Genomic DNA, 21245 nt, shown 5'->3' with positions numbered 1-21245 from the left:
CAGGCCTTCCGCCGGGCACGACGCGCATCACGACCCTGCCGGCATCCGCCGCATCATGGCGGCACGCGGGACCCGGGCCTTCGGCGACGGGCTCGTCGCCATCCTGCTGCCGGTCCATCTCGCGCGGCTCGGGTACGGCGCGGTCGAGATCGGGCTGATCGCGACCAGCACGCTGCTCGGCTCCGCGCTGTTGACCCTGGCCTTCGGTCTCGTCTCGCACCGTTTGCGCCTGCGCCGCTGTCTGCTCGCCGCCGCCTTGCTGATGGCCGGCACCGGTGTCGGCTTCGCGTCCCTGGAAGCGTTCTGGCCGCTGCTGCTGATCGCCTTCGTCGGTACGCTCAACCCGTCGGGCGGCGATGTGAGCGTCTTCCTGCCGATCGAACATTCGCTCATCGCCCGGTTCGTCCCGGCCGATGCGCGCACGGCCGCCTATGCCCGCTACGGCTTCATCGGCTCCATCGGCGTGGCCCTGGGGTCGCTGGCGACCGGCGCCCTTGACTGGCTCGAACGGATCCTGCCAGCCGGCACCGCGGTCGACGCCCTGTTCCTGCTCTATGGCGCCCTCGGGCTGGCCACGCTGTTCGTCTATGCCGGCCTGGAAGAGGTCCGGGCTGAGGGGCCGCAGCCGACGGCCGGCCTCGGCCCTTCGCGCCGGCGCGTCTATAGCCTGGCGGCCCTGTTCTCGCTCGATGCGTTCGGCGGCGGCTTCATCGTGAACTCCCTGCTTGCGCTGTGGCTGTTCGAGCGGTTCGGCCTGTCTGTCGCCACCGCGGCAACGATCTTCTTCGCGACCGGGGTTTGTTCGTCGTTCTCGTATTTCGTTGCGGTGCGGCTGGCGGCGCGCTTTGGGCTCGTCAACACCATGGTGTTCACGCATCTGCCTTCCAGCGTCTTCCTGATCCTGGCCGCCGTCGCGCCGACGCTGCCGCTTGCCGTGGCGCTGCTGGTGCTGCGCAGCCTGCTATCGCAGATGGATGTTCCGACGCGCTCCTCCTACGTCATGGCAGTGGTTGAGCCGGCGGAACGCCCCGCCGCCGCCAGCCTGACCGCGGTGCCGCGCAGCCTCGCATCGGCGCTCTCGCCTGCGCTCGCCGGGTGGGCCCTGTCCGTCAGCCCGTTCGGCTGGCCGCTCGTTTGCGCCGGCGTGCTCAAGATCGTCTACGACCTTGCGCTGCTGCGGCAGTTCCAGGCCGTTCGCCCTCCCGAGGAAGCACGGCGCGAGCCTGCAACCTAGCCCGCGGGAATAGGCGGGGCTCCATCCCGATGGTCACTGTGCCGCGGCGGCGACACCAGGTTGCCGCTCGGTCCCAGAGGCCGGTGCGTCCTCCTGCTCTCCCATGACCGGCAGCCGGCGCACTTCGGTGATGTAGGACAGGATCAGCGACACCCAGACGATGCCGTAGAGGAACATGAAGCAGCTTGAATAGACGCCGAAGAGGTCGAGCAGGATGCCGTAGATGATCGGCAGCAGGAACCCGCCCAGGCCGCCGGCAAGGCCGACGATGCCGGAAACCGGGCCCATGTTGTCGGGAAAGTCGTCGGCAACGTATTTGAAGGTCGAGGCCATGCCGCAGGCAAACGAGACACCGAGGATGAACAGCAATCCGGCGAAGGCCCAGGCGGGCAGCCCGATATGGAACGACACCGGGCCGCGTATGGTCTGAACGATGAGGTCGGTCTGCGGATAGGAGAGGATGAACAGGCAGATCCAGGCCGCCCACAGCACCCACCACGTCACGCTATGGGCACCGTAGCGGTCGGAGAGCCAGCCGCCGAAGGCGCGCAGCACGCCGCCGGGAAGCGCGAAGCAGGCGGCCATCAGGGCCGCCTGCGCGATCGGGAAATGGTACTCGTTGACGAAATACTGCGTCATCCAGATCGACAGCGACGTGAAGCCGCCGAACACGATCGAGTAGTACTGGCAGTATTTCCAGACTCGCGGGTCCTTCAACACGGCAAGCTGCTCGCGGATCGGCACCGCGTTGCCGGTCCTGCCCGGGTCCGGCAGCGACAGCACCCAGAACAGCCCGGCCGTCACCAGCAAGACGACCGCATACACGCGCGGCACGGCCTGCCAGCCGAACTGCGAGATCAGCACGGGCGCCACGAACATGTTGATGGCGGCACCCGTCGTGCCGGCGCCGAACACGCCCATGGCGAAGCCCCGGTTCTTCGGGAAGAACCGCGCCACATAGGGCGTGCCGACCGCGAAGGAGGCACCCACCAGGCCGAGCGCCAGGCCGAGCACCAGGAATTGCCAGAACTGCGTTGCATATGAAGAAAGCCACAGCGGCACGGCACAGACGACGAGCAGCACGAACATCACGATCCGGCCGCCGAACCGGTCGGTCCAGATGCCCAGCGGCAGCCGCAGGACCGCGCCGGTCAGCACCGGGGTCGCCGTCAGCAGGCCGAACTCCGAGGCGTTCAGGTCGAGCTGCGTGCGGATCGGGATGCCGGTGACGCCGAACATCATCCAGGCGGCGAAGCAGACCGCGAAGGCGAAGGTGGTGACGAACAGCACAGTCAAGGCCCGGGCCTGCGAGGTCTCGCGGGACGTCGGCATGGTCAGCTCCTGTTCTGCGGAAGTGGGGCGATCGGTTCGGGGCCGTCGATCAGTGGGTCGAGCGGAAAGCGCGCCCGTGCGGCGCCGGCGTCCTCGACCTGCAGCATGTCGCCGGAGATGCGCAGCCCATGGCGGGCCATCGCCGCGAGCGCGCGGGAGAACGTCTCGCGGGTCATGCCGAGCTGGGAGGCGATGAGGCGCTTTTCCATCGGCAGCCGGACGGCTTCGGCGGTCCCGGCGCCGTCGATCAGCGCCACCAGCCAGGCGCCGACGCGCTCCTCGGCGGAGCGCAGCTTGACGTTCTTGGCGTGCTTCACCTGGCGGCGGAACTGGGCCGCCTGACAGCTCAGGACGGCCAGGCACAGCGCGTGGTCGGCAACGATTGCGCTGCGGAAGGCTTCGGCCTGGATGAGGAGAAGCTGCGCCTCCTCATGCACCCGGGCCCGCATCAGGTACGGCTGGCGGTTGAGCACGGCCGCGGGGACGACCAGATCCACCGGCCGCAGCAACTCGATGAGCGTCTCGTCCTTCCCCCGCACGCCCAGCAGCTCGATGCTGCCGGCAAGCAGGAATTGCGCGAAGGACGGCGTCTCGGCCTGCTCGAACAGCAGGCTTCCCGGCGGGACGCGATGGAGGACGGATTGGCGGGCAAGCCCGTCGAGCGTCGCGCCGGGCACCCCCTGAAGCCACCCAACGGCGGCCAGTCCCTGCCGCGGATGGGACATCCGGGCCGTTTCGGGCGTTGCGGGCGACGTGGTCGACGGGTCCGCTTTCATTCGCTCCCGCTCCCCGCGGCGGCCCCGGTCGCGTGCCGGGGCCGCGCGCATCATGTGATTCATGTCACGCAGATAAAGCGCCTGGGTCACGGCGATCATTGATCCAGATCAATGCGACCGACCTGCCGCGTGCGAATAGTGCGGGCAGCGCCCTTCGGGGAGCGATGCCCGGGATCGCCGCTAAACCGCAGGAATTCAACGATGAGCCACTTCCTCGACCGGCTGACCTTCTTCAAGAAGCAGGTCGGCACCTTTGCCGACGGGCATGGGATCGTGACCAACGAGCCCCGCGCGTGGGAGGACGGCTATCGGAAGCGCTGGCAGCACGACAAGATCGTGCGCTCGACCCACGGCGTGAACTGCACCGGGTCCTGCTCGTGGAAGATCTACGTCAAGGGCGGCATCGTCACCTGGGAGACGCAGCAGACCGACTATCCCCGCACCCGCCCCGATCTGCCCAACCACGAGCCGCGCGGCTGCTCGCGCGGCGCCAGCTATTCCTGGTACCTGTATTCGGCGAACCGGGTGAAGCACCCGATGGTGCGCGGCCGCCTGCTGAAGCTGTGGCGGGAGGCGCGGGCGATCCGCACGCCGGTTGCGGCCTGGGCGTCGATCGTCGAGGACCCCGACAAGCGGGCCAGCTACACCAGCAAGCGCGGGCTCGGCGGCCTAGTCCGCGCGAGCTGGGACGAAGTGAACGAGATCATCGCCGCGGCCAACGCCTATACGGTGAAAACCCATGGTCCGGACCGCGTCATCGGCTTCTCGCCGATCCCGGCCATGTCGATGGTGAGCTATGCCGCGGGCGCGCGCTACCTCTCGCTGCTCGGCGGCGTGAGCCTGTCGTTCTACGACTGGTATTGCGACCTGCCGCCCGCGAGCCCGATGACCTGGGGCGAGCAGACCGACGTGCCGGAAAGCGCCGACTGGTACAACGCGGGCTTCCTCCTGCTGTGGGGCTCCAACGTTCCGCAGACCCGCACGCCGGACGCGCATTTCTACACCGAGGTCCGTTACAAGGGCACCAAGAGCGTCGTCGTGTCGCCCGACTATGCGGAGGCGACGAAGTTCGCGGATCTCTGGCTCCACCCCAAGCAGGGCACCGATGCGGCGCTCGCCATGGCGATGGGCCACGTCATCCTGCGCGAGTTCCATCTGAACCGCCGGGTCCCCTATTTCGACGACTACGTCCGCCGCTATACGGACCTGCCGATGCTGGTGCGCCTGGTGCGGCAGGGCGACCATTACGTCCCCGAACGGCAGCTGCGCGCCGACGATTTCGCCGACGCCTTGGGCGAGACGAACAATCCGCAATGGAAGACCGTGGCGCTGGACGCGGGCGGCAAGCCGGTCGCGCCGCTCGGCTCGGTCGGCTTCCGCTGGGGCGAGCAGGGCAAGTGGAATCTGGAGGCGAAAGAGGGCGCGGGGCGCGACGTTTCGCTCACGCTCACGCTTGCCGGCGACAACCCGACGGCGCGCGTCGCCTTCCCCTATTTCGGCGGCACGGCGCCGCATGATTTCGTGGCGACCGATCATCCCGACATCCTCACCCGGAATGTCCCGGTGCGTTGCCTGGAACTCAAGGACGGCAGCACGCCGGTCGCCACGGTGTTCGACCTGCTCTGCGCCAATTACGGCCTCGACCGCGGCCTGGGCGGCGACAACGTCGCCATGGACTACGACGAGGACAAGCCGTTCACCCCAGCCTGGGCCGAACGCGTGACCGGCGTGCCGCGCAATCACATCATCCACGTCGCCCGCGAATTCGCCTCCAACGCGGAGAAGACCAACGGCCGGTCCATGGTCATCCTCGGCGCCGGGTTGAACCACTGGTACCACATGGACATGGCCTATCGGGGGATCATCAACCTGCTGGTGCTGTGCGGCTGCGTCGGCCAGTCCGGCGGTGGCTGGTCGCATTATGTGGGCCAGGAGAAGCTGCGGCCGCAGACCGGCTGGCTGCCGGTCGCCTTCGCGCTGGACTGGAGCCGCCCGCCGCGCCAGCAGAACGGAACGTCGTTCTTCTACGCGCACACGGACCAGTGGCGCTACGAGACGCTGAACGTTGCCGAGATCCTGTCGCCGACGGCGCCGGCGGGCGACTGGAGCGGGTCGCTGATCGACTACAACGTGCGCGCTGAGCGCATGGGCTGGCTGCCGTCAGCGCCGCAGCTGAAGCAGAATCCGCTGACGATCGCCGCCCGCGCCAAGGCGGCGGGGCTGGAGCCCAAGGACTACGTCGCTGGGGCCGTGCGCTCCGGCGAGCTCGAACTGTCCTGCCACGACCCGGACGATCCCGCGAACTGGCCGCGCAACATGTTCGTCTGGCGTTCGAACCTGTTGGGCTCGTCCGGCAAGGGCCATGAATATTTCCTCAAGCACTTGCTGGGAACGAAGAACGGCGTGCTGGGGAAGGACCTTGGCGCCGAGGGGCGCACGCGGCCGCAGGACGTCGCCTGGCACGAGCAGGCGCCGGAGGGCAAGCTCGACCTGCTGGTGACGCTCGACTTCCGCATGTCGACGACCTGCGTCTACTCGGACATCGTGCTGCCGACGGCGACCTGGTACGAGAAGAACGACCTCAACACCTCCGACATGCATCCCTTCATCCATCCGCTCACCGCGGCGGTGGACCCGGCCTGGGAGGCGCGGTCGGACTGGGAGATCTACAAGGGCATCGCCAAGGCTTTCTCCGATGTCGCGCCGGAGGTGCTCGGCCGCGAAACGGACGTGGTGCTGACACCCATCCTGCACGACACGGCGGGCGAGCTCGCGCAACCCTACGACGTGCGCGACTGGAAGCGCGGCGAGACCGACCCGTTGCCGGGCCGGACCATGCCTGCGGTGACCGTGGTGGAACGCGACTACCCGAACCTGTATGCCCGCTTCACCTCGCTCGGGCCGCTGATGGAAAAGCTTGGCAACGGCGGCAAGGGGATCGGCTGGAACACCGAACACGAGGTGGCGTTCCTGCGGGCGTTGAACGGAACGGCGTCAACCGGCGGTCCCAAGTTGGAGAGCGACGTCAACGCCATCGAGACGATCCTGAGCCTCGCGCCCGAAACCAACGGCGAAGTCGCGGTCAAGGCCTGGGAGGCGATCAGTCGCGCCACCGGCCGTGACCACACGCATCTGGCGGTGCACAAGGAAGACGAGAAGATCCGCTTCCACGACGTCGTCGCGCAGCCGCGCAAGATCATCTCCTCGCCGACCTGGTCGGGCATCGAGAGCGAGAGCGTCTGCTACAACGCGGGCTACACCAACGTGCACGAGCTGATTCCCTGGCGCACGCTGAGCGGCCGCCAGCAGCTCTACCAGGACCACCTGTGGATGCGGGCGTTCGGCGAAGCCCTGGTGACCTGGCGGCCACCGGTGGACACCAAGGGGATCGCGCCGGTGCAGGGACGCTACGGCAACGGCAATCCGGAGATCGTGCTGAATTTCATCACCCCACACCAGAAATGGGGCATCCACAGCACCTATACCGACAACCTGCTGATGCTGACGCTGAACCGCGGCGGCCCGGTGATCTGGATCAGCGAGGACGACGCCCGCCGCGTGGGCATCGCCGACAATGACTGGGTGGAGGCCTACAACACCAACGGCGCGCTGGTGGCGCGCGCGGTGGTCTCGCAGCGGGTCAATCCGGGCATGGTCCTGATGTACCACGCGCAGGAGAAGGTCGTGAACGTGCCGGGCAGCGAGGTCACGGGGCAGCGCGGCGGCATCCACAATTCGGTCACGCGCGCGGTGCTCAAGCCCACGCACATGATCGGCGGCTACGCGCAACTCGCCTACGGTTTCAACTACTACGGCACGGTCGGCTCCAATCGCGACGAATTCATCGTGATCCGGCGCATGAACAAGGTCGACTGGCTTGATGAGCCCGAACCCGCCGCCCCGATGGAGGCCGCCCAATGAAAATCCGCGCCCAGGTTGCAATGGTGCTGAACCTCGACAAGTGCATCGGCTGCCATACCTGCTCCGTCACCTGCAAGAACGTGTGGACCAGCCGCGAAGGCGTCGAATACGCCTGGTTCAACAATGTCGAAACGAAGCCGGGCATCGGCTACCCCAAGGACTGGGAGAACCAGAAGCGCTGGAAGGGCGGCTGGAAGCGCAAGCGCGACGGCTCGATCGAGCCGCGCATCGGCGCCAAGTGGCGCGTGCTGTCGAAGATCTTCGCCAACCCCGACCTGCCGGAGATCGACGACTACTACGAGCCCTTCACCTTCGATTACGCGCATCTGCAGAATGCCCCTGAGTCGAAGGCGATGCCCACCGCGCGCCCCCGCTCGCTGATCAGCGGCGAGCGGATGGAAAAGATCGAATGGGGGCCGAACTGGGAGGAGATCCTGGGCGGCGAGTTCGCCAAGCGCTCCAAGGACGTGAATTTCGAGGGTGTGCAGAAGGAGATCTACGGCGCCTTCGAGAACACCTTCATGATGTACCTGCCGCGGCTGTGCGAGCATTGCCTGAACCCGACCTGCGCCGCGGCCTGCCCGTCCGGCGCCATCTACAAGCGCGAGGAGGACGGCATCGTCCTGATCGACCAGGACAAGTGCCGGGGCTGGCGCATGTGCGTCTCCGGCTGCCCCTACAAGAAGATCTACTACAACTGGTCGTCGGGAAAATCCGAGAAGTGCACCTTCTGCTTCCCGCGCATCGAGGCGGGCCTGCCGACCGTGTGCTCGGAAACCTGCGTCGGCCGCATCCGCTATCTGGGCGTCATCCTCTACGACGCCGACCGCATCGCCGAGGCGGCCTCGGTTCCCGACGAGGGCGACCTGTACGAGGCGCAACTGAAGGTGTTCCTCGATCCGTTCGACCCCGCGATCCAGGCGCAGGCGCGGCTTGACGGGATCTCGAACGCCTGGCTGGAAGCGGCGAAGCGCTCGCCGGTGTGGCGCATGGCGATGGACTGGAAGATCGCCTTCCCGCTGCATCCGGAATACCGCACGCTGCCGATGGTCTGGTACGTGCCGCCGCTGTCGCCGATCCAGTCCGCGGCCGCGAAGGGGGATCTCGGCGTCCTGGGCGGCATGCCGGACGTGAAGTCGTTGCGCATTCCGGTGCAGTATCTTGCCAATCTGCTGACCGCCGGCCGCACCCAGCCAGTGGAGCGGGCGCTGGAGCGGATGCTGGCCATGCGCAGCTATATGCGCGCCAAGACGGTGGACGGCGTCATCGTCGACAGCATCGCCGAGCGCGTCGGCCTGTCGGGCAAAGATATCGAGGAGATGTACCAGCTGATGGCGATCGCCAACTACGAGGACCGCTTCGTCATCCCGACCGCCCACCGCGAGACCGGCGAAGACGCCTACGCGCTGCGCGGGTCCTGCGGCTTCTCCTTCGGCGAGGGCTGCAGCGGCAAGACCGGCTTCAGCCTGTTCGGCGCCGGCAAGTCCAAGCCGAAGACGCCGATGGAGGTGGAGTGATGGCCCGCACCTACCGGGCCCTCGCGGCCCTGCTCTCCTACCCCACCGAGGCGCTGCAGGCAGCGACCGGCGAAATCGCCGTCACGCTGGCCGAAGAAGGGCTGGTGCCCGCACCGCAGCGCGCCGCCATCGACGCGCTGCTGCGCGAGCTGGCCGCCACCGACATCTATGAACTCCAGGAGCGGTATTTTGGGCTGTTCGACCGCAGCCGCACCTTGTCGCTGCATCTGTTCGAGCACATACACGGCGAGAGTCGCGACCGCGGCCAGGCGATGGCCGACCTGATCGAGCTCTACCAAAGCCACGGCCTGGAAATGGCGCCGGGCGAACTGCCGGACTTCCTGCCGCTGTTCCTCGAGTTCCTGTCGCTGCTGCCGCAGGATGAGGCGCGGGCAATGCTGGCCGAACCCGCGGGCATCCTGCGCGCGCTGGCCGACCGGCTCGCCGCCCGGAACACCGCCTACGCCGCGACCATGGAAGCGCTGGCCCACCTTGCCGCGGCGCCCGACATCGGCGTGTCGGACATTCCCGACGAGGATCCCGACGACCTCGCCGCGCTGGACGTGGCCTGGGAGGAGGCAGCCGTGCACTTCGGCCCGGGCGAGCAGGCGGATGGCTGCAGTACCGACCGGTTGAGGACCCGCCTGCGCGCGGCCGCGCGGGATGCCTCCCGCCCGCCCGCACACGACGTGGCTTCGGCCTGAGGAGACGTCATCATGAACACCTGGCTGAACAATGCCCTCTTCGGCTGGTATCCGTATGTGGCGCTGACCGTGTTCCTGCTCGGCAGCCTGCTGCGCTTCGACCATGCGCAATACACGTGGCGCACCGGCTCCAGCCAGCTGCTGCGCCGCAAGCAGCTGATATGGGGCTCGAACCTGTTCCATGTCGGCATCCTGATCATCTTCGCCGGCCACGTCGGCGGCCTGCTCACGCCGGTCGCCGTGTTCGATCTGCTGGGGATCAGCCATTCCTTCAAGCAGGGGCTGGCGATGGCGGTGGGCGGGGTGGCCGGCATCGCCTGCTTCGCCGGCACCACCATGCTGGTGCACCGTCGCCTGTTCGATCCGCGCATCCTGGCCACGTCGAGCTTCGGCGACATCGCCGTCCTGCTGATGCTGTATGCGCAGTTGACGCTGGGCCTGCTCAGCATCCCGGTTTCGGCACAGCACATGGACGGCACGGAGATGATCAAGTTCATGAACTGGGCGCAGGGCATCGTGACGCTGCATCCGGGGGCCGCGGCGCTGGTCGCCGACGTGAACCCCATCTTCAAGCTGCACCTGCTCCTGGGCATGACCATCTTCCTGGTCTTCCCGTTCACCCGGCTGGTGCATGTCTGGAGCGTGCCGGTCTGGTATCTCGGCCGCACCGGCTATCAGGTGGTGCGCACGATGCGGCCCGTGGCCGCCCGCACCGGGGTCTCCACCGCGGCGACAGGCAACCGGCCGCAGCCGGCTGGCGCCGCGCAGCCGCAACCCGTCGTCGGGAACGATTGAGCCATGCAGACCATCACCGTCAACGACATCGTCATCGCCAACGCCGCCATCGCGCGGGAAGTGCAATACCAGGACGCGCCCTCGCCCCGGGCCGCCTGGGATGCGGCGACCCGCGCGCTGATCGTTCGCGAATTGTTGCTGCAACGTGCCCGCAAGCTCGCTCTCACAGCCGATCCGCAAACGCAGGACGGCGCCCGGGAAACGGACGAGGAGGCGCTGATCCGGGCGCTGCTGGAGGCGGAGGTCCGCACCCCGACAGCCGACGACGCCGCGTGCCGCCGGTATTACCAGGCGAATCCGGCACGGTTCCGCAGCCCCGACCTGTTCGAGCCGGTCCATCTCCTGTTCAAGGCGCCACGCGACGAGCAAGCGGCTTATGGCCGCGCGGTGGAGCGGGCCGAGGCCGTGCTGGCCGAGGTGCAGGCCCATCCCGACCGGTTCGAAAGCCTCGCGCGCAGCCTGTCCGATTGCCCCAGTGCGAGCGAGGGCGGTCGTCTCGGGCAGATCGTGCGGGGCGAAACCACGCCGGAGTTCGAGGCGGTCCTGCTCTCCCTGCAGCCCGGCCAGATCGCCCCGGCACCGGTGCGCACCCGCTACGGGGTTCACGTGCTGCGGCTGGAGCGGAAAGTGGCCGGAGCGGTGCTGCCGTTCGAGCAGGTGCGGGACCGCATCGCCGCGTATCTGGAAGAGAACGCCTGGCGCCGCGCCGTGGCGCAGTACGTGGCGCTGCTCGCCGGTCAGGCGCGGATCGAGGGCTTCGACATGCCGGGCGCCACGTCGCCATTGGTGCAATAGGAGATGGCCATGCTCGGCGACATCCTGCGCGGCCTCACCGACTCCGCCGAGGCCGAGGCCGTTCTCGCCGCGGTCGGCGACCAGGGCATGCTCGAACGGATCCGGCAGGAGGCTGCGGCGAAGGGCGTGACCGCCGGTGCGTGGGTGGCCGCAGCGATCCGCCATTTGCTCGACCACGGCGGCGAGGAGGTCTGGCTGGACCTGCTCGGCAAGATGTCCGGCTCGCCGCAACCCGGCGCCGCCGCCGTGCAGGCAGTGCTTGCCCATGCATTCCCCGACCCGGCGAAGGCCCGCGTTGCACGGCCGGCGCCAACGCAGGAGAGACGAGGATGACCACTCGACAGGACGCCAAGGGCGACGGAGGCGACCTTCCCGCGGGCGCGGGGCGCTTCGCCGCGCGATATCCGGCGATCTGGCAGGCCTACGGCCAGCTTGGCGAGCGCTGCGCCATGGAGGGGACGCTGGACGCCAGGACACGGCGCCTGGTCAAGCTGGCGCTGGCCATCGGGGCCGGGCTGGAAGGGGCCGTCCATTCCCATGTCCGGCGCGCGCTGCGGGAAGGGATCGCGAAAGCGGAGCTCGAACAGGTGATGCTGCTCGCCGTCCCATCTCTCGGGCTCCCCGCCGCCGTCCGCGCCATGACCTGGATCGACGACCTGACCGGCGAGACGGATACGGAGCGTTGAGCCTCGCCGCATCGCCCGCCCGCGACAATCACCACGCGAACAGATTGACGCCGTAGCTGCCGGCGACGGCACCGGCGACGGTGACGAGGCTCAGGATCAGCAGAACCCGGTGCAGCCATTCCACCAGCCGGTAGGTGGCCTCCGGCGCCGCCGCGGCACGGCGGGCGAGCAGCCGCTCCAGGAACAGCGGCTCGACCACGAACAGCATCAGCGTGAACACCAGCCACGTCAGCACCATGGCGTGCATCCACCAGAAGCCCGGCGACTCGAAGCGGTCCCAGGCGCCCAGCCGCCACGTCATGTAGAACCCGCTGGCGCCGGCAACGAGGGTGGTCACGCGCGCCTGGCGGGCGAAGCGCTGCTCCAGGACATGGAACAGCGCGAACCGCTGCTCGGGAGCCTGCGAGCGCCGGATCGCGGGCAGCAGGACCATGGTGACCATGCCGACGCCGCCGATCCAGAGGACGACGGCGAGGACATGCAAGGCACGGGCAAGGGCGATGTCGGGCATAGCGAATGCCTCCGTCCTCGCCCACCGGCCCCGCCGCGGCGGAGGCTGGCAGGCTGGCCTTCCGGTCCGGAATCGGTGGGCCGTCAGCCGGTGAAGCGGGGGAACAGCACGTTGTTCTCGGTGTGGATGTGCTCCACCAGATCGTCGGCAAACTTATGGGCGCCGAGGTAGAGCGCGCGCCAGGTCGCGCAGGCCTCGTCCGGAATCGCGAAGTCGTTGGTGAGCGTTTCGAGCGCGCGCAGATGCGCGCCATGATCGTCGTGATCGGCCAGCATCGCCGCGATCGGCTGCGCGACCATGGGACCGCCGCCGCGGCGCATCAGCGGGAACAGGATCTGTTCCTCCTTGCGCATGTGGTCTTCGAGCTCCTCGGCCATGCGTTCGAGCAGGTCGGCAAGGCCGTGCGGGGCCACGGGGTGGGCCTTGTGGACGACCTCGACCCGCCGCGCGAGTTCGATGAGTTCCGGAAGCTCACGGCGATGCACGGCGTGGTAGCGCGCAACGATCAGGTCGATCAGGTCCGCGGTGGCGACGGGCAACGGCGCGGGCAGCGCCAGCGCGGCGATGGCGCCAAGCTCCGCTTCCAGTTCCGGCACGTCGAGGCCCTTGGCGATGGCCGCCTCCCCCAGCGGCACGCGGCCGCCGCAACAGAAGTCCAGCTTGCGCCGGCGGAACACTTCGGTCGCTCCCGGCAGCGTGGCGGCGATGTCGGAGAGGGTGCGATCGGCGAACCGGGGTTCGGCGGCAGGGGAGAGGGTCGCGCTCATGATGACGGTCTCCTGGCCCGCTCGTGGCGGGGCTTCACCCGCGCGGCGCGGCGGGCTGGCGGCGATCGCCGTAAAGTGGCATCGGCGATACCAGTTAATTGCGCCGAAAAATGTGGTATCGTCAATACCAGATTTGGAATCAGACCGTGCGCGTGCTCGCATCCACCGACATCGCCATTCGCGTCCTTATGCTGCTCGGCCACGAGCCGCCCGGCCGCCACTTGAGCGTGGACACGCTCGCCCGCCAACTCGGCGGCCTGTCGCGCAACCATCTGCACAAGATCATCCGGGAGCTGGCGGCGTTGGGCGTCGTTCGCACGGTGCGTGGCGCCGGCGGCGGCGCGTTGCTCGCCGTCTCGCCCGAGGAGGTGCGGCTCGGCGCGCTGGTGCGGCGATTGGAGGCCGACCAGGCCCTGGTCGAATGCTGCCGGGCCGACGGCGGCCACTGCGTCCTGACGCCGGGCTGCCGGCTGCGCGGAATGCTGTGCGACGCCCAGGACAGTTTCTACGACAGCCTGGATCAGCACACCCTGGCCGATTGCCTGCCGCTGGCGGCGGCAGGCTTGACGTCCGAGCGGCCATCACCAATGAGCAAGCCATGCCCGACACCCCTCCCCGCCCCCGCCCGGCGCTGACGCCGCGGGCCCAGGCCGAGAAGCAGGCCCGGACCGAGCGCGCCGCCGCCGCCCTGCGCGCCAACCTGCACAAGCGCAAGCAGCAGGCCCGGGCGCGGCAGGACGGCCAGGGCGACGCGGCGGCACCGGACGGCGTGGACAAACCGGACGCAGCGGGCTGAGATCGCGGTGCCGAAAGTCCTGACCTGCGAAGAGGGGCCACCCGCGATGTCCGCCATCCAGCCCACCGTTCTGTTCGTCTCGCAATGGGCCGAGCCCGGCACCTACGATCCCCGGACCTGGTGCCGCATGCCCGGCGGCGACGACGAGACCGCCTGGTTCCGTGCCTGCCTCGATTCGCTCGGCCTGCTGGGGCGCGTCGCCTATCGCGCCGTGCGCACCAACCTGGGCGAGGCGTTGCCGCAGGATCTCGACGCGATCGACGCGGTCATCCTCGGCGGCAGCATCGCCTCGGTGCATGACGGCTACGAGTGGCAGGCGCGCATCCTCGACTGGCTGGGGCGCTGGCGGGCCACCGGGCGGCCGTTCCTGGGCATCTGCGGCGGCCACCAGCTCGCGGCGCTGGCGCTGGGCGGCAGCGTCGGGCGCAACCCCGCCGGGGTCACCGCCGGGTCGCTGCCCGTTACCCGCACCGCGGCCGGCGACGCGCATTTCCTGTTCGACGGCTTCGCCCCCGACGCGCCCTTCTATTTCGGCAATTACGACCGCGTGGAGACCATCCCGCCTGGCGCGACGGTGCTCGCCACCCGCCCCGGCTTGCCCGCCGCGGCGCTGGACCATGGCGGCAACTGGCTGAGCGTGCAGTTCCATCCGGAGCTGACCGCCGACGCCTTCGCCACCTTCTGGGCGCGCGAGGACCCGGCCAAGGCGGCGCTGTATCCGCCCATCCCGTTCTGCGAGCGCATGGTGCAGAACTTTCTCGCCGGCACCGGAGTCATGCAGTAGGCAATGGCGTGCCGCCTGCCGACGGCGGTGGCATGCGCGCGCCCGATCAGCTATCCAGCGCGCTTCGACACCCCGCCGGATCGTCACCGCCAGCGCGCCGACCGGCGCGGCGCGTGGCGCCTGCCAGCATGGCTGGACTCAACCGCAATGCCCTTCCCCGCGATCAACCCCGCCCTCGCGCGCGCCCTCGCCGCGCGCGACTACGCCGAGCCCACCCCGGTGCAGGAAGCCGTGCTGCAGACGCACGCCGCCGGCCAGGACCTGCTGGTTTCCGCCCAGACCGGCTCCGGCAAGACCGTCGCCTATGGCCTGGCCTTCGCCGACACCCTGCTGGGCGAGGCCGAGCGGCTGCAACGCGCCGCCGAGCCGCTCGCTTTGGTGATCGCCCCCACCCGCGAGCTGGCCATGCAGGTGCATGCCGAACTGAGCTGGCTCTACGACCAGGCCGGCGGCACCGTGATCGCCTGCGTCGGCGGCATGGACGCGCGGCGGGAGCAGCGGGCGCTCGCCGCGGGCTGCCACATCGTCGTCGGCACCCCCGGCCGCCTGCGCGACCATCTGGAGCGCGGCCAGCTCGACACCTCGAAGTTGCGCGTGGTGGTGCTGGACGAAGCCGACGAGATGCTCGACCTCGGCTTCCGCGAGGACCTGACCTTCATCCTCGACGCCACGCCGGCCGAACGCCGTACCCTGCTGTTCTCGGCCACCATCGCCCGCGACATCGCCGCGCTGGCGCGCCAGTACCAGCGCCACGCCGTGCGCATCGACACGCTGGTGCAGAACCAGCCGCATGGCGACATCGAGTATCGCGCCCTGCGCATCGCGCCGAACGAGATCGAGCACGCCGTGGTCAACGTGCTGCGCTTCTACGAGGTGCCGGCCACGCTGGTGTTCTGCGCCACCCGCGACGGCGTGCGCCACCTGCACGCCAGCCTGCAGGAGCGCGGTTTCGCCGCCGTCGCCCTGTCCGGCGAGCTGAGCCAGACCGACCGCACTCATGCCCTGCAGGCCATCCGCGACGGCCGCGCCCGGGTGTGCGTGGCCACCGACGTGGCGGCGCGCGGGCTCGATCTGCCGGATCTCGGCCTGGTCGTTCACGCCGACCTGCCCACCGACCGCGAGGCGCTGCTGCATCGCAGCGGCCGCACCGGGCGGGCCGGGCGCAAGGGCATCAGCGTGCTGCTGGTGCCCTACACCCGCCGCCGCCGCGCCGAGCAGTTGCTGGCCTCCGCCCATGTGAAGGCCGAGTGGGCCGGCCCGCCGGCCGCCGAGCAGATCCGCGCCCGCGACCAGGACCGCCTGCTGCAGGACCCGCTGCTGACCGAATCCCCGAGCGAGGAGGACCTGGTGCTGGCCCGCACCCTGCTGGCCGGCCGCACCGCCGAGGAGATCGCCGCCGCCCTGATCCGCCTGCACCGCGCCCGGCTGCCGGCGCCGGAGGACGTGTTCGACAGCGCCGGCATGCGCCCGCACGCCGAACGGCCCGCGGCCGCCCCGCGCGAGCGGCGCCCGAATGCGGAGAACATGGTGCGCTTCCGCCTCAGCATCGGCCGGCGCAACAACGCCGACCCGAAATGGCTGCTGCCGCTGATCTGCCGCCTGGGCCACGTGACCAAGAAGGATATCGGCGCGATCCGCATCTTCGACCGCGACACGCTGTTCGAGATCACCGAGGAAGCCGCCGCCCGCTTCGCCGCCGCCGTGGAGCATTCGCGCAGCCAGGAGGGCAGCGACCAGGACATCCGCATCGAGCCCGCCGGCGCCGGCGCCCCGATGCCGAAGCCCGACACCCGCCCCAGCCGCTACCAGGACCAGCGCCCGGCGCACCGGCCGCACATCCAGCGGCCCGGGAATGGACGACCGGCGAAGAAGCCGCACCGGAAAACCCCGCGCAGTTGAGGCCACCATGTCCGTCGCCCTGATCCCCCATGCCAGCCTGGCCGTCATCCCCTGGCGCAACGGCGCCGGCCGCAAGGCCGACATCGCCACCGGCCCGGGCTGGCAGGTCGGCTATGCCTGGCTCGATCAGGACGCCCCGTTCTCCGACTATGCCGGCCATGACCGCATCATCACCCTGATCGACGGGCGGGGATTCGAGCTGCGCTTTCCCACCCACACGCTGGCCGTGCGCCAGCTGCACCGCCCGGCGGCGTTCGATGGCGGCTGGCCGACGCAATGCCGCATCCTCGGTGGCCCCTGCATGGTGCTCAACGCCATGACCGAGCGCGCCCGCCACACCGGCGGCGTGCGCGTGATCGAGGCCGCAGACATGCAAGGCGTCGATGCGGCGGATACGGAGGCATTGTTCCTCGTAGTGCTGCGGGGCCAACTCGGCGTCACCGCGGGCGGCGCCACCGTGGCGGCCGGGCCGCGCGATGCGCTGCGCATCACCGGCCCCGCGACGCTCACCGGCGACGCCACGCTGGCGGTGATCCGCATCGCCCCCGCCTAGGCGGCCCGCGAACTGGCCGCTATCGTCCCCGCGACCAACGGGGGAATCGACGATGAAGCTGGCGTATTTCGACGAGTTCAGGCTGGGCGTGCTGACATCCGCGGACACCGTAGCAGACGTGTCGGCCGCGGTGCAGGATATCCCCCATACAGGCCCGCACAACCTCATCAGCGGCCTGATCGAGCGCTTCGAGGCCTATCGCCCGCGCCTGCAGGCCGCCGCCGCTGCCGCTGCCCTCATTCCGCTCGCCAGCGTCACCCTGCGCCCGCCGCTGCCCAAGCCCGGCAACATCGTCTGCATGGCGGTGAACTACATGGAGGACGGCACCCGCAGCGCGCCCGCCCCCATCAACGGCTTCCACAAGGCCCCCACCGCCATCATCGGCCCCGGTGACACCATGGTGCTGCCCGACGTGCCCGCCACGATCTTCGAAGGCGAGGCGGAAATGGCCGTGGTGATCGGCAAGCGTGCCACCCGCGTGCCCGCCGCCCGGGCGATGGACCACGTGTTCGGCTACATCAACTTCATCGACGGCTCCGCCCGCGGCCTGCTGCCCAGCGGCAACTCGTTCTTCCAGATGAAGTCGCGCGACAGCTTCGCCCCGATCGGCCCGTATCTGGTCACCGCCGACGAGATCGCCGACCCGCACGCCCTGCAAATCCGCCTGTGGGTGAACGGCGTGCTGAAGCAGGATTTCAACACCAGCGACATGGCCCACAAGATTCCGCGCTGCATCGAATGGGCCAGCTCCATCCATACGCTGGAGCCCGGCGACATCCTGGCCACCGGCACCAACCACCGCGGCCTGAGCAGCTTCCAGGACGGCGACCTGATCGAGCTGGAAACGCAGGGGCTCGGGCGGCTGTCGATCCGCGTGCGCGACGACCTGAAGCGGACCTGGGCCCGCGAGACGCGGCTGGACCGCCAGCAGGCCGGGCACGCGAGCGACATCACGCCGCAACTGACCGGCAAATACGCCCCCTGACTCCCCTCCCCTTGCGGGCTTGGGCCTCGGAGCGGACCAAGGCTGGGGGAGGGGTGGAAACCGGCGTCATACCAGCGGCCATGAAGAATGACCGCTGGTACGAGTCGATTTTGCGCGCCGCCGCCCACCAACCCGGCGCGCGATACCAGCGGCCCTTGACGATGGAAGGGTCATCGTCAAGGGCTGTTGGTATCACACCAGCGTAACCCGCCCTGTCGCGAGGTCGTAATAGCTGGCGACGACGGTGAGCCGGCCCTGCTTGACCATCTCCGCAATCACCGGCGAGGAATCGCGCAGCAACGCCGCCTGGATCCGGGCATTCGCCTTCACCGCCTCCGTGAGGTCACCGCCGGCGCGGTCCACCGCGGGACGAAGGGAGCGGTAGAGCGTGCTGATCTGCCCGGGCACGGGCTTGGCGTCGATCGCGGCCTTCACTGCGCCGCAGCCGCCATGGCCCATGACCACGATCGCACGGGTGCCCAGCACGGCGGCGCCGTATTCCAGACTGGCGATGATCTCCGCGCTGGCAATGTTGCCGGCCACGCGGGCGACGAAGACCTGGCCGATGCTCTGGTCGAATACCAGCTCAACCGGCACCCGGGAATCGGCGCAGGAGAGCACCGCGGCGAAGGGTTCCTGTTTCTCGGCGGTCTTCTGCTTGAGGATGTCGAGATCCTCCTGGAACGAGGCCATCCGCTTCTCGACGAAGCGCCGGTTGCCGTCCATCAGCCCTGCCAGCGCGGCCTCGGGGCTGAGCGTCGTCTGCGCGCGGGCGGCACCGCGTGACCCGAATCCGGCCAGAAGCCCGCCGCCTGCCACGGCGCGCAGCACTGCGCGGCGGGCCAATGGCGCGGCCCTGCCGGCGTGGCAACAGGCGGCCGTTTCCGCGCCGCAACCGCAGCCGCCGATCGAGGATGCCGGGACATGGTGCGTGAATTGCATGAACACCCCTTGCGTACTCCCACATGTAACAGCAAAGCGTCAAAGCGGATCGCCCGCATGGGCGCACACGGGTCTGTATAGCGAGGTGCCGGCGCTGTGGGTTGAATTTTTCTGCGCGCCATCGGGCCCGCCTGCCGTCATCCCGCAAGCGATGCTCCGCGACGGCAGGCAACCGCGGCGCAGGGCACATGCGCCGCGGTTGCCGATGGCAGCGGAAAGCGACCGTCCGGGCTATTCCGGCTCGATCACGATCTGCCCCTTCATGTTGGGATGGAACCGGCAATAGTATTCGAAGCTGCCGGCTTTCTTCAGAACCAGAGTCGCCGACTTCTTGGCCGCAATCATTACATCCCAGTCGCCGCGCACTGTCGCCGTATGCGCAAGAATGTCCCCGTTAACCCACTCGATGGTATCGCCAACCTTTGCGTTGACCTGCGTCGGCGAGAACACGAGCTTGTCGATGACAACCTGAATCGTTTTCGCATGCACCGGGGCGGAATTCACTCCCCCTACGATGACCAGGAAAGCGAAGGCATAACGCCCCAGTGACACGTGATCCTCCTTACTTCATCGCCGCGGCGACGTGCTCGGCGTGCTGCTCGTGGCCCTGGAAGATCTTCAGGCCCGTCTCCAGCAGGCTCTTGAGCTCGGCGTTGTTCGCCGAGGGGATGAGGAGGGTGCCGAGTGCGCCATTCACTGCCTTATGAAAGGCAACCTCGTTGGCAACATAGGCCTTGTCGTATGCGGCCCCATTGAGCTTGGCCAGTTCGGCCTGCTTGTCGGCGGCCTGCTTGGCCAATGACCGGCTGGTGTTGTTGTCCTCAGGCGTGACGTTCAGCTTCTTGACCAGATCCAGGGCCTGTTTGTTCACCGCCTCATGGTCGCGCACCATGTCTTCGGCGAACGCAAGAACCTCCTTGTTCTTGGATTTCGCGATCGCCTGCTTCGCCGCCGTGATATCGATCTGCCCGGCGGTGTAGGCGATGTGAGCGATCTGGGGATCGGTGGGCTTGGCCGCATCTTGCGCGAAAGCGCCGCCGCTCAGCAGGAAAGCGGCCGCAATCGCCGTACTCAAGCGAACTCGCATGACATACTCCTTTGGCCGGCACCGCAGCGGCGCCGGAGGTTGCTGTCTTGTTGACGGCCGTTAGATGGTTCGCGGACAGAAAGGTTCCCGGGAAATCACACCGGGGACGAAAAAGGATGATTGATCGCTTGGGTCCTGGTCTTGCGCACTGCTGCCCGCCAGGCACCGCGAGAGGCATGCGCTTGCGGGCTGCAAGCGGCTGGGCGCGCGCTATCGGCAGTCCTTGATGACGGGCCGGCTATCGTCAAGCAGAGCCGGTGTCAGTCCGAAAGGCCGAGCCGTGCCATTACGGCATCGGTCATGCGCTCGCAGCGCTTGCCGGCAAACGGAAACGCCTCCAGCAGGATGGGGCCAATCCGCTTGTCCAAATGTTCGCGCACCAGCCGCCGGGCGCGATGCAGCCTTGTCTTGACCGTCTCCGGACGCAGGCCGAGAAGCTCCGCAGTGTCCTCGACGCTCATGCCCTCGATCACGCGCGCGATGAAGACGACCCGATAGACTTCGGGCAGATTGTCGGTGGCCTGCTCGACAAGCTGCATGATTTCGCGTTGCGCCATCGTTCGCTCCGGATCTTCGGATTTCGCCGTGAGCGGGAATTGAATGATCTCGGCGTCCGTTCCTTGGGCTTCGACTGCCGTCAGTTCTACAGACGGACGCTGGGTCCGCAACCGTAACCGCCCCAATGCCTCGTTCATGGTGATGCGGCCAAGCCACGTCGCCAGACCGGCGTCGCCGCGAAAACTCTCCAGATGGGTAAAGGCGCGAACATAGGCTTCCTGAACGACGTCTTCCGCGTCGCCGTCGTTGCGAAGGATACTGCGTGCGATGCGGTAAAGCCGTTGATTGTATTTCTGCATGATGGTGCGGAAGGCATCGCCGTCGCGGGCCAGCGCCCGCCGCACCAGTTCGGCGTCCTCCGCCGCGGCGGCAAGGTCAGGCGCATATCCGCGCCCCTGCAATTGTCTCATGGCTGATCTCCCTGCTGCCGCTGTGGAGGCTGTTCCGGAACGCCATCGGAATGTGGGCCGGGTGGCCACGACAGGGCCTCGTTCCGGCACGGTGTCGAGACTGGAATGGATGTCCACCCCGATGTCAATCGCCCGGCGTGTGCAGCATGGGCACCCCGGCAAGGCCCCGATGCCCCCGGGCGCCCAGGTTTGC

General features: G+C 68.6%; 22 protein-coding genes. 14 read left to right on the top strand and 8 right to left on the bottom strand.

Going from position 1 to position 21245, the window contains the following annotated elements; translation table 11 throughout:
• Positions 1 to 55 precede the first annotated feature (55 nt).
• Positions 56 to 1234, top strand: a complete 1179-nt coding sequence (locus OL599_RS17525) for an MFS transporter (protein ID WP_264715154.1) — start codon at positions 56 to 58, stop codon at positions 1232 to 1234.
• 33 nt (positions 1235 to 1267) lie between these two features.
• On the opposite strand, the gene OL599_RS17520 is transcribed toward OL599_RS17525, so the two are convergent.
• Positions 1268 to 2566, bottom strand: a complete 1299-nt coding sequence (locus OL599_RS17520) for an MFS transporter (RefSeq protein WP_264715153.1) — start codon at positions 2564 to 2566, stop codon at positions 1268 to 1270.
• Positions 2567 to 2568: 2 nt separating this feature from the next.
• Positions 2569 to 3441 (bottom strand): helix-turn-helix domain-containing protein, encoded by an 873-nt coding sequence (locus OL599_RS17515; protein WP_264715152.1) that lies wholly within the window; start codon positions 3439 to 3441, stop codon positions 2569 to 2571.
• Between the two features lie 102 nt (positions 3442 to 3543).
• Here OL599_RS17515 and OL599_RS17510 point away from each other — a divergent pair, with 102 nt between their 5' ends.
• The 7 genes from OL599_RS17510 to OL599_RS17480 are packed head-to-tail and all read left to right on the top strand — an operon-like array spanning position 3544 to position 11760.
• Positions 3544 to 7263 (top strand): nitrate reductase subunit alpha, encoded by a 3720-nt coding sequence (locus OL599_RS17510; protein WP_264715151.1) that lies wholly within the window; start codon positions 3544 to 3546, stop codon positions 7261 to 7263.
• The gene (narH, locus tag OL599_RS17505) at positions 7260 to 8780 is read left to right on the top strand and encodes a nitrate reductase subunit beta (protein WP_264715149.1); all 1521 of its coding nucleotides are present in this window, start codon (positions 7260 to 7262) and stop codon (positions 8778 to 8780) included. The genes OL599_RS17510 and narH overlap by 4 nt, the downstream gene beginning before the upstream one ends.
• Positions 8780 to 9484 (top strand): nitrate reductase molybdenum cofactor assembly chaperone, encoded by a 705-nt coding sequence (narJ, locus tag OL599_RS17500; protein ID WP_264715148.1) that lies wholly within the window; start codon positions 8780 to 8782, stop codon positions 9482 to 9484. The genes narH and narJ overlap by 1 nt, the downstream gene beginning before the upstream one ends.
• A gap of 12 nt (positions 9485 to 9496) precedes the next feature.
• Entirely contained in the window at positions 9497 to 10279 is a 783-nt protein-coding gene (gene narI / locus OL599_RS17495) for a respiratory nitrate reductase subunit gamma (protein ID WP_264715146.1), read from the top strand.
• Positions 10280 to 10282: 3 nt separating this feature from the next.
• Positions 10283 to 11074, top strand: a complete 792-nt coding sequence (locus tag OL599_RS17490; protein WP_264715145.1) for a peptidylprolyl isomerase — start codon at positions 10283 to 10285, stop codon at positions 11072 to 11074.
• A gap of 9 nt (positions 11075 to 11083) precedes the next feature.
• Positions 11084 to 11407 (top strand): hypothetical protein, encoded by a 324-nt coding sequence (locus OL599_RS17485; protein ID WP_264715144.1) that lies wholly within the window; start codon positions 11084 to 11086, stop codon positions 11405 to 11407.
• Entirely contained in the window at positions 11404 to 11760 is a 357-nt protein-coding gene (locus tag OL599_RS17480) for a carboxymuconolactone decarboxylase family protein (protein WP_264715143.1), read from the top strand. Before OL599_RS17485 ends, OL599_RS17480 begins: the two co-directional genes overlap by 4 nt.
• A 28-nt stretch (positions 11761 to 11788) precedes the next feature.
• On the opposite strand, the gene OL599_RS17475 is transcribed toward OL599_RS17480, so the two are convergent.
• Both OL599_RS17475 and ytfE read right to left on the bottom strand, forming a co-directional pair.
• A complete protein-coding gene (locus OL599_RS17475) occupies positions 11789 to 12271 on the bottom strand; it encodes a hypothetical protein (protein ID WP_264715141.1) in 483 nt (160 codons plus the stop codon).
• A gap of 83 nt (positions 12272 to 12354) precedes the next feature.
• Positions 12355 to 13200: an iron-sulfur cluster repair protein YtfE gene (ytfE, locus tag OL599_RS17470; protein WP_264715139.1), complete on the bottom strand. Its 846-nt coding sequence runs from the start codon at positions 13198 to 13200 to the stop codon at positions 12355 to 12357.
• Between ytfE and OL599_RS17465 the strand changes: the two genes are divergently transcribed.
• From OL599_RS17465 to OL599_RS17440, 6 genes are all read left to right on the top strand, one after another.
• Positions 13185 to 13673, top strand: a complete 489-nt coding sequence (locus OL599_RS17465) for an RrF2 family transcriptional regulator (RefSeq protein WP_264715137.1) — start codon at positions 13185 to 13187, stop codon at positions 13671 to 13673. The two genes, ytfE and OL599_RS17465, sit on opposite strands and share 16 nt — an antisense overlap.
• Positions 13637 to 13834 (top strand): hypothetical protein, encoded by a 198-nt coding sequence (locus OL599_RS17460; protein ID WP_264715136.1) that lies wholly within the window; start codon positions 13637 to 13639, stop codon positions 13832 to 13834. Before OL599_RS17465 ends, OL599_RS17460 begins: the two co-directional genes overlap by 37 nt.
• A gap of 46 nt (positions 13835 to 13880) precedes the next feature.
• Positions 13881 to 14618, top strand: a complete 738-nt coding sequence (locus OL599_RS17455) for a type 1 glutamine amidotransferase (protein WP_264715135.1) — start codon at positions 13881 to 13883, stop codon at positions 14616 to 14618.
• A gap of 147 nt (positions 14619 to 14765) precedes the next feature.
• Complete coding sequence (locus OL599_RS17450) at positions 14766 to 16517, top strand: DEAD/DEAH box helicase (protein ID WP_264715134.1); 1752 nt, start codon at positions 14766 to 14768, stop codon at positions 16515 to 16517.
• 7 nt (positions 16518 to 16524) lie between these two features.
• Positions 16525 to 17070, top strand: a complete 546-nt coding sequence (locus OL599_RS17445) for a HutD/Ves family protein (RefSeq protein ID WP_264715133.1) — start codon at positions 16525 to 16527, stop codon at positions 17068 to 17070.
• 52 nt (positions 17071 to 17122) lie between these two features.
• Positions 17123 to 18055, top strand: coding sequence for a fumarylacetoacetate hydrolase family protein (locus tag OL599_RS17440; RefSeq protein WP_264715132.1), 933 nt, complete (start codon positions 17123 to 17125; stop codon positions 18053 to 18055).
• 192 nt (positions 18056 to 18247) lie between these two features.
• Here OL599_RS17440 and OL599_RS17435 read toward each other — a convergent pair whose 3' ends face one another.
• From OL599_RS17435 to OL599_RS17420, 4 genes are all read right to left on the bottom strand, one after another.
• Entirely contained in the window at positions 18248 to 18901 is a 654-nt protein-coding gene (locus OL599_RS17435) for a carbonic anhydrase (RefSeq protein ID WP_264715131.1), read from the bottom strand.
• A 327-nt stretch (positions 18902 to 19228) separates the two neighbouring features.
• Positions 19229 to 19549 (bottom strand): cupredoxin domain-containing protein, encoded by a 321-nt coding sequence (locus OL599_RS17430; protein ID WP_264715130.1) that lies wholly within the window; start codon positions 19547 to 19549, stop codon positions 19229 to 19231.
• A gap of 10 nt (positions 19550 to 19559) precedes the next feature.
• Positions 19560 to 20084 (bottom strand): DUF4142 domain-containing protein, encoded by a 525-nt coding sequence (locus OL599_RS17425; RefSeq protein ID WP_264715129.1) that lies wholly within the window; start codon positions 20082 to 20084, stop codon positions 19560 to 19562.
• Positions 20085 to 20344: 260 nt separating this feature from the next.
• A complete protein-coding gene (locus tag OL599_RS17420) occupies positions 20345 to 21052 on the bottom strand; it encodes an RNA polymerase sigma factor (protein WP_264715128.1) in 708 nt (235 codons plus the stop codon).
• Between the last annotated feature and the right edge of the window lie 193 nt (positions 21053 to 21245).

Source organism: Limobrevibacterium gyesilva (genome assembly GCF_025989185.1).
In the GTDB taxonomy this organism is placed as follows: domain Bacteria; phylum Pseudomonadota; class Alphaproteobacteria; order Acetobacterales; family Acetobacteraceae; genus Limobrevibacterium; species Limobrevibacterium gyesilva.
This window is presented reverse-complemented; position numbering and strand designations above follow the sequence as displayed.

Coding starts and splice junctions, on each gene's coding strand:
- OL599_RS17525 (WP_264715154.1), top strand. CDS start 56: ATGGCGGCACGCGGGACCCGGGCCTTCGGCGACGGGCTCGTCGCCATC.
- OL599_RS17520 (WP_264715153.1), bottom strand. CDS start 2,566: ATGCCGACGTCCCGCGAGACCTCGCAGGCCCGGGCCTTGACTGTGCTG.
- OL599_RS17515 (WP_264715152.1), bottom strand. CDS start 3,441: ATGATCGCCGTGACCCAGGCGCTTTATCTGCGTGACATGAATCACATG.
- OL599_RS17510 (WP_264715151.1), top strand. CDS start 3,544: ATGAGCCACTTCCTCGACCGGCTGACCTTCTTCAAGAAGCAGGTCGGC.
- narH (WP_264715149.1), top strand. CDS start 7,260: ATGAAAATCCGCGCCCAGGTTGCAATGGTGCTGAACCTCGACAAGTGC.
- narJ (WP_264715148.1), top strand. CDS start 8,780: ATGGCCCGCACCTACCGGGCCCTCGCGGCCCTGCTCTCCTACCCCACC.
- narI (WP_264715146.1), top strand. CDS start 9,497: ATGAACACCTGGCTGAACAATGCCCTCTTCGGCTGGTATCCGTATGTG.
- OL599_RS17490 (WP_264715145.1), top strand. CDS start 10,283: ATGCAGACCATCACCGTCAACGACATCGTCATCGCCAACGCCGCCATC.
- OL599_RS17485 (WP_264715144.1), top strand. CDS start 11,084: ATGCTCGGCGACATCCTGCGCGGCCTCACCGACTCCGCCGAGGCCGAG.
- OL599_RS17480 (WP_264715143.1), top strand. CDS start 11,404: ATGACCACTCGACAGGACGCCAAGGGCGACGGAGGCGACCTTCCCGCG.
- OL599_RS17475 (WP_264715141.1), bottom strand. CDS start 12,271: ATGCCCGACATCGCCCTTGCCCGTGCCTTGCATGTCCTCGCCGTCGTC.
- ytfE (WP_264715139.1), bottom strand. CDS start 13,200: ATGCGAGCACGCGCACGGTCTGATTCCAAATCTGGTATTGACGATACC.
- OL599_RS17460 (WP_264715136.1), top strand. CDS start 13,637: ATGCCCGACACCCCTCCCCGCCCCCGCCCGGCGCTGACGCCGCGGGCC.
- OL599_RS17455 (WP_264715135.1), top strand. CDS start 13,881: ATGTCCGCCATCCAGCCCACCGTTCTGTTCGTCTCGCAATGGGCCGAG.
- OL599_RS17450 (WP_264715134.1), top strand. CDS start 14,766: ATGCCCTTCCCCGCGATCAACCCCGCCCTCGCGCGCGCCCTCGCCGCG.
- OL599_RS17445 (WP_264715133.1), top strand. CDS start 16,525: ATGTCCGTCGCCCTGATCCCCCATGCCAGCCTGGCCGTCATCCCCTGG.
- OL599_RS17440 (WP_264715132.1), top strand. CDS start 17,123: ATGAAGCTGGCGTATTTCGACGAGTTCAGGCTGGGCGTGCTGACATCC.
- OL599_RS17425 (WP_264715129.1), bottom strand. CDS start 20,084: ATGCGAGTTCGCTTGAGTACGGCGATTGCGGCCGCTTTCCTGCTGAGC.
- OL599_RS17420 (WP_264715128.1), bottom strand. CDS start 21,052: ATGAGACAATTGCAGGGGCGCGGATATGCGCCTGACCTTGCCGCCGCG.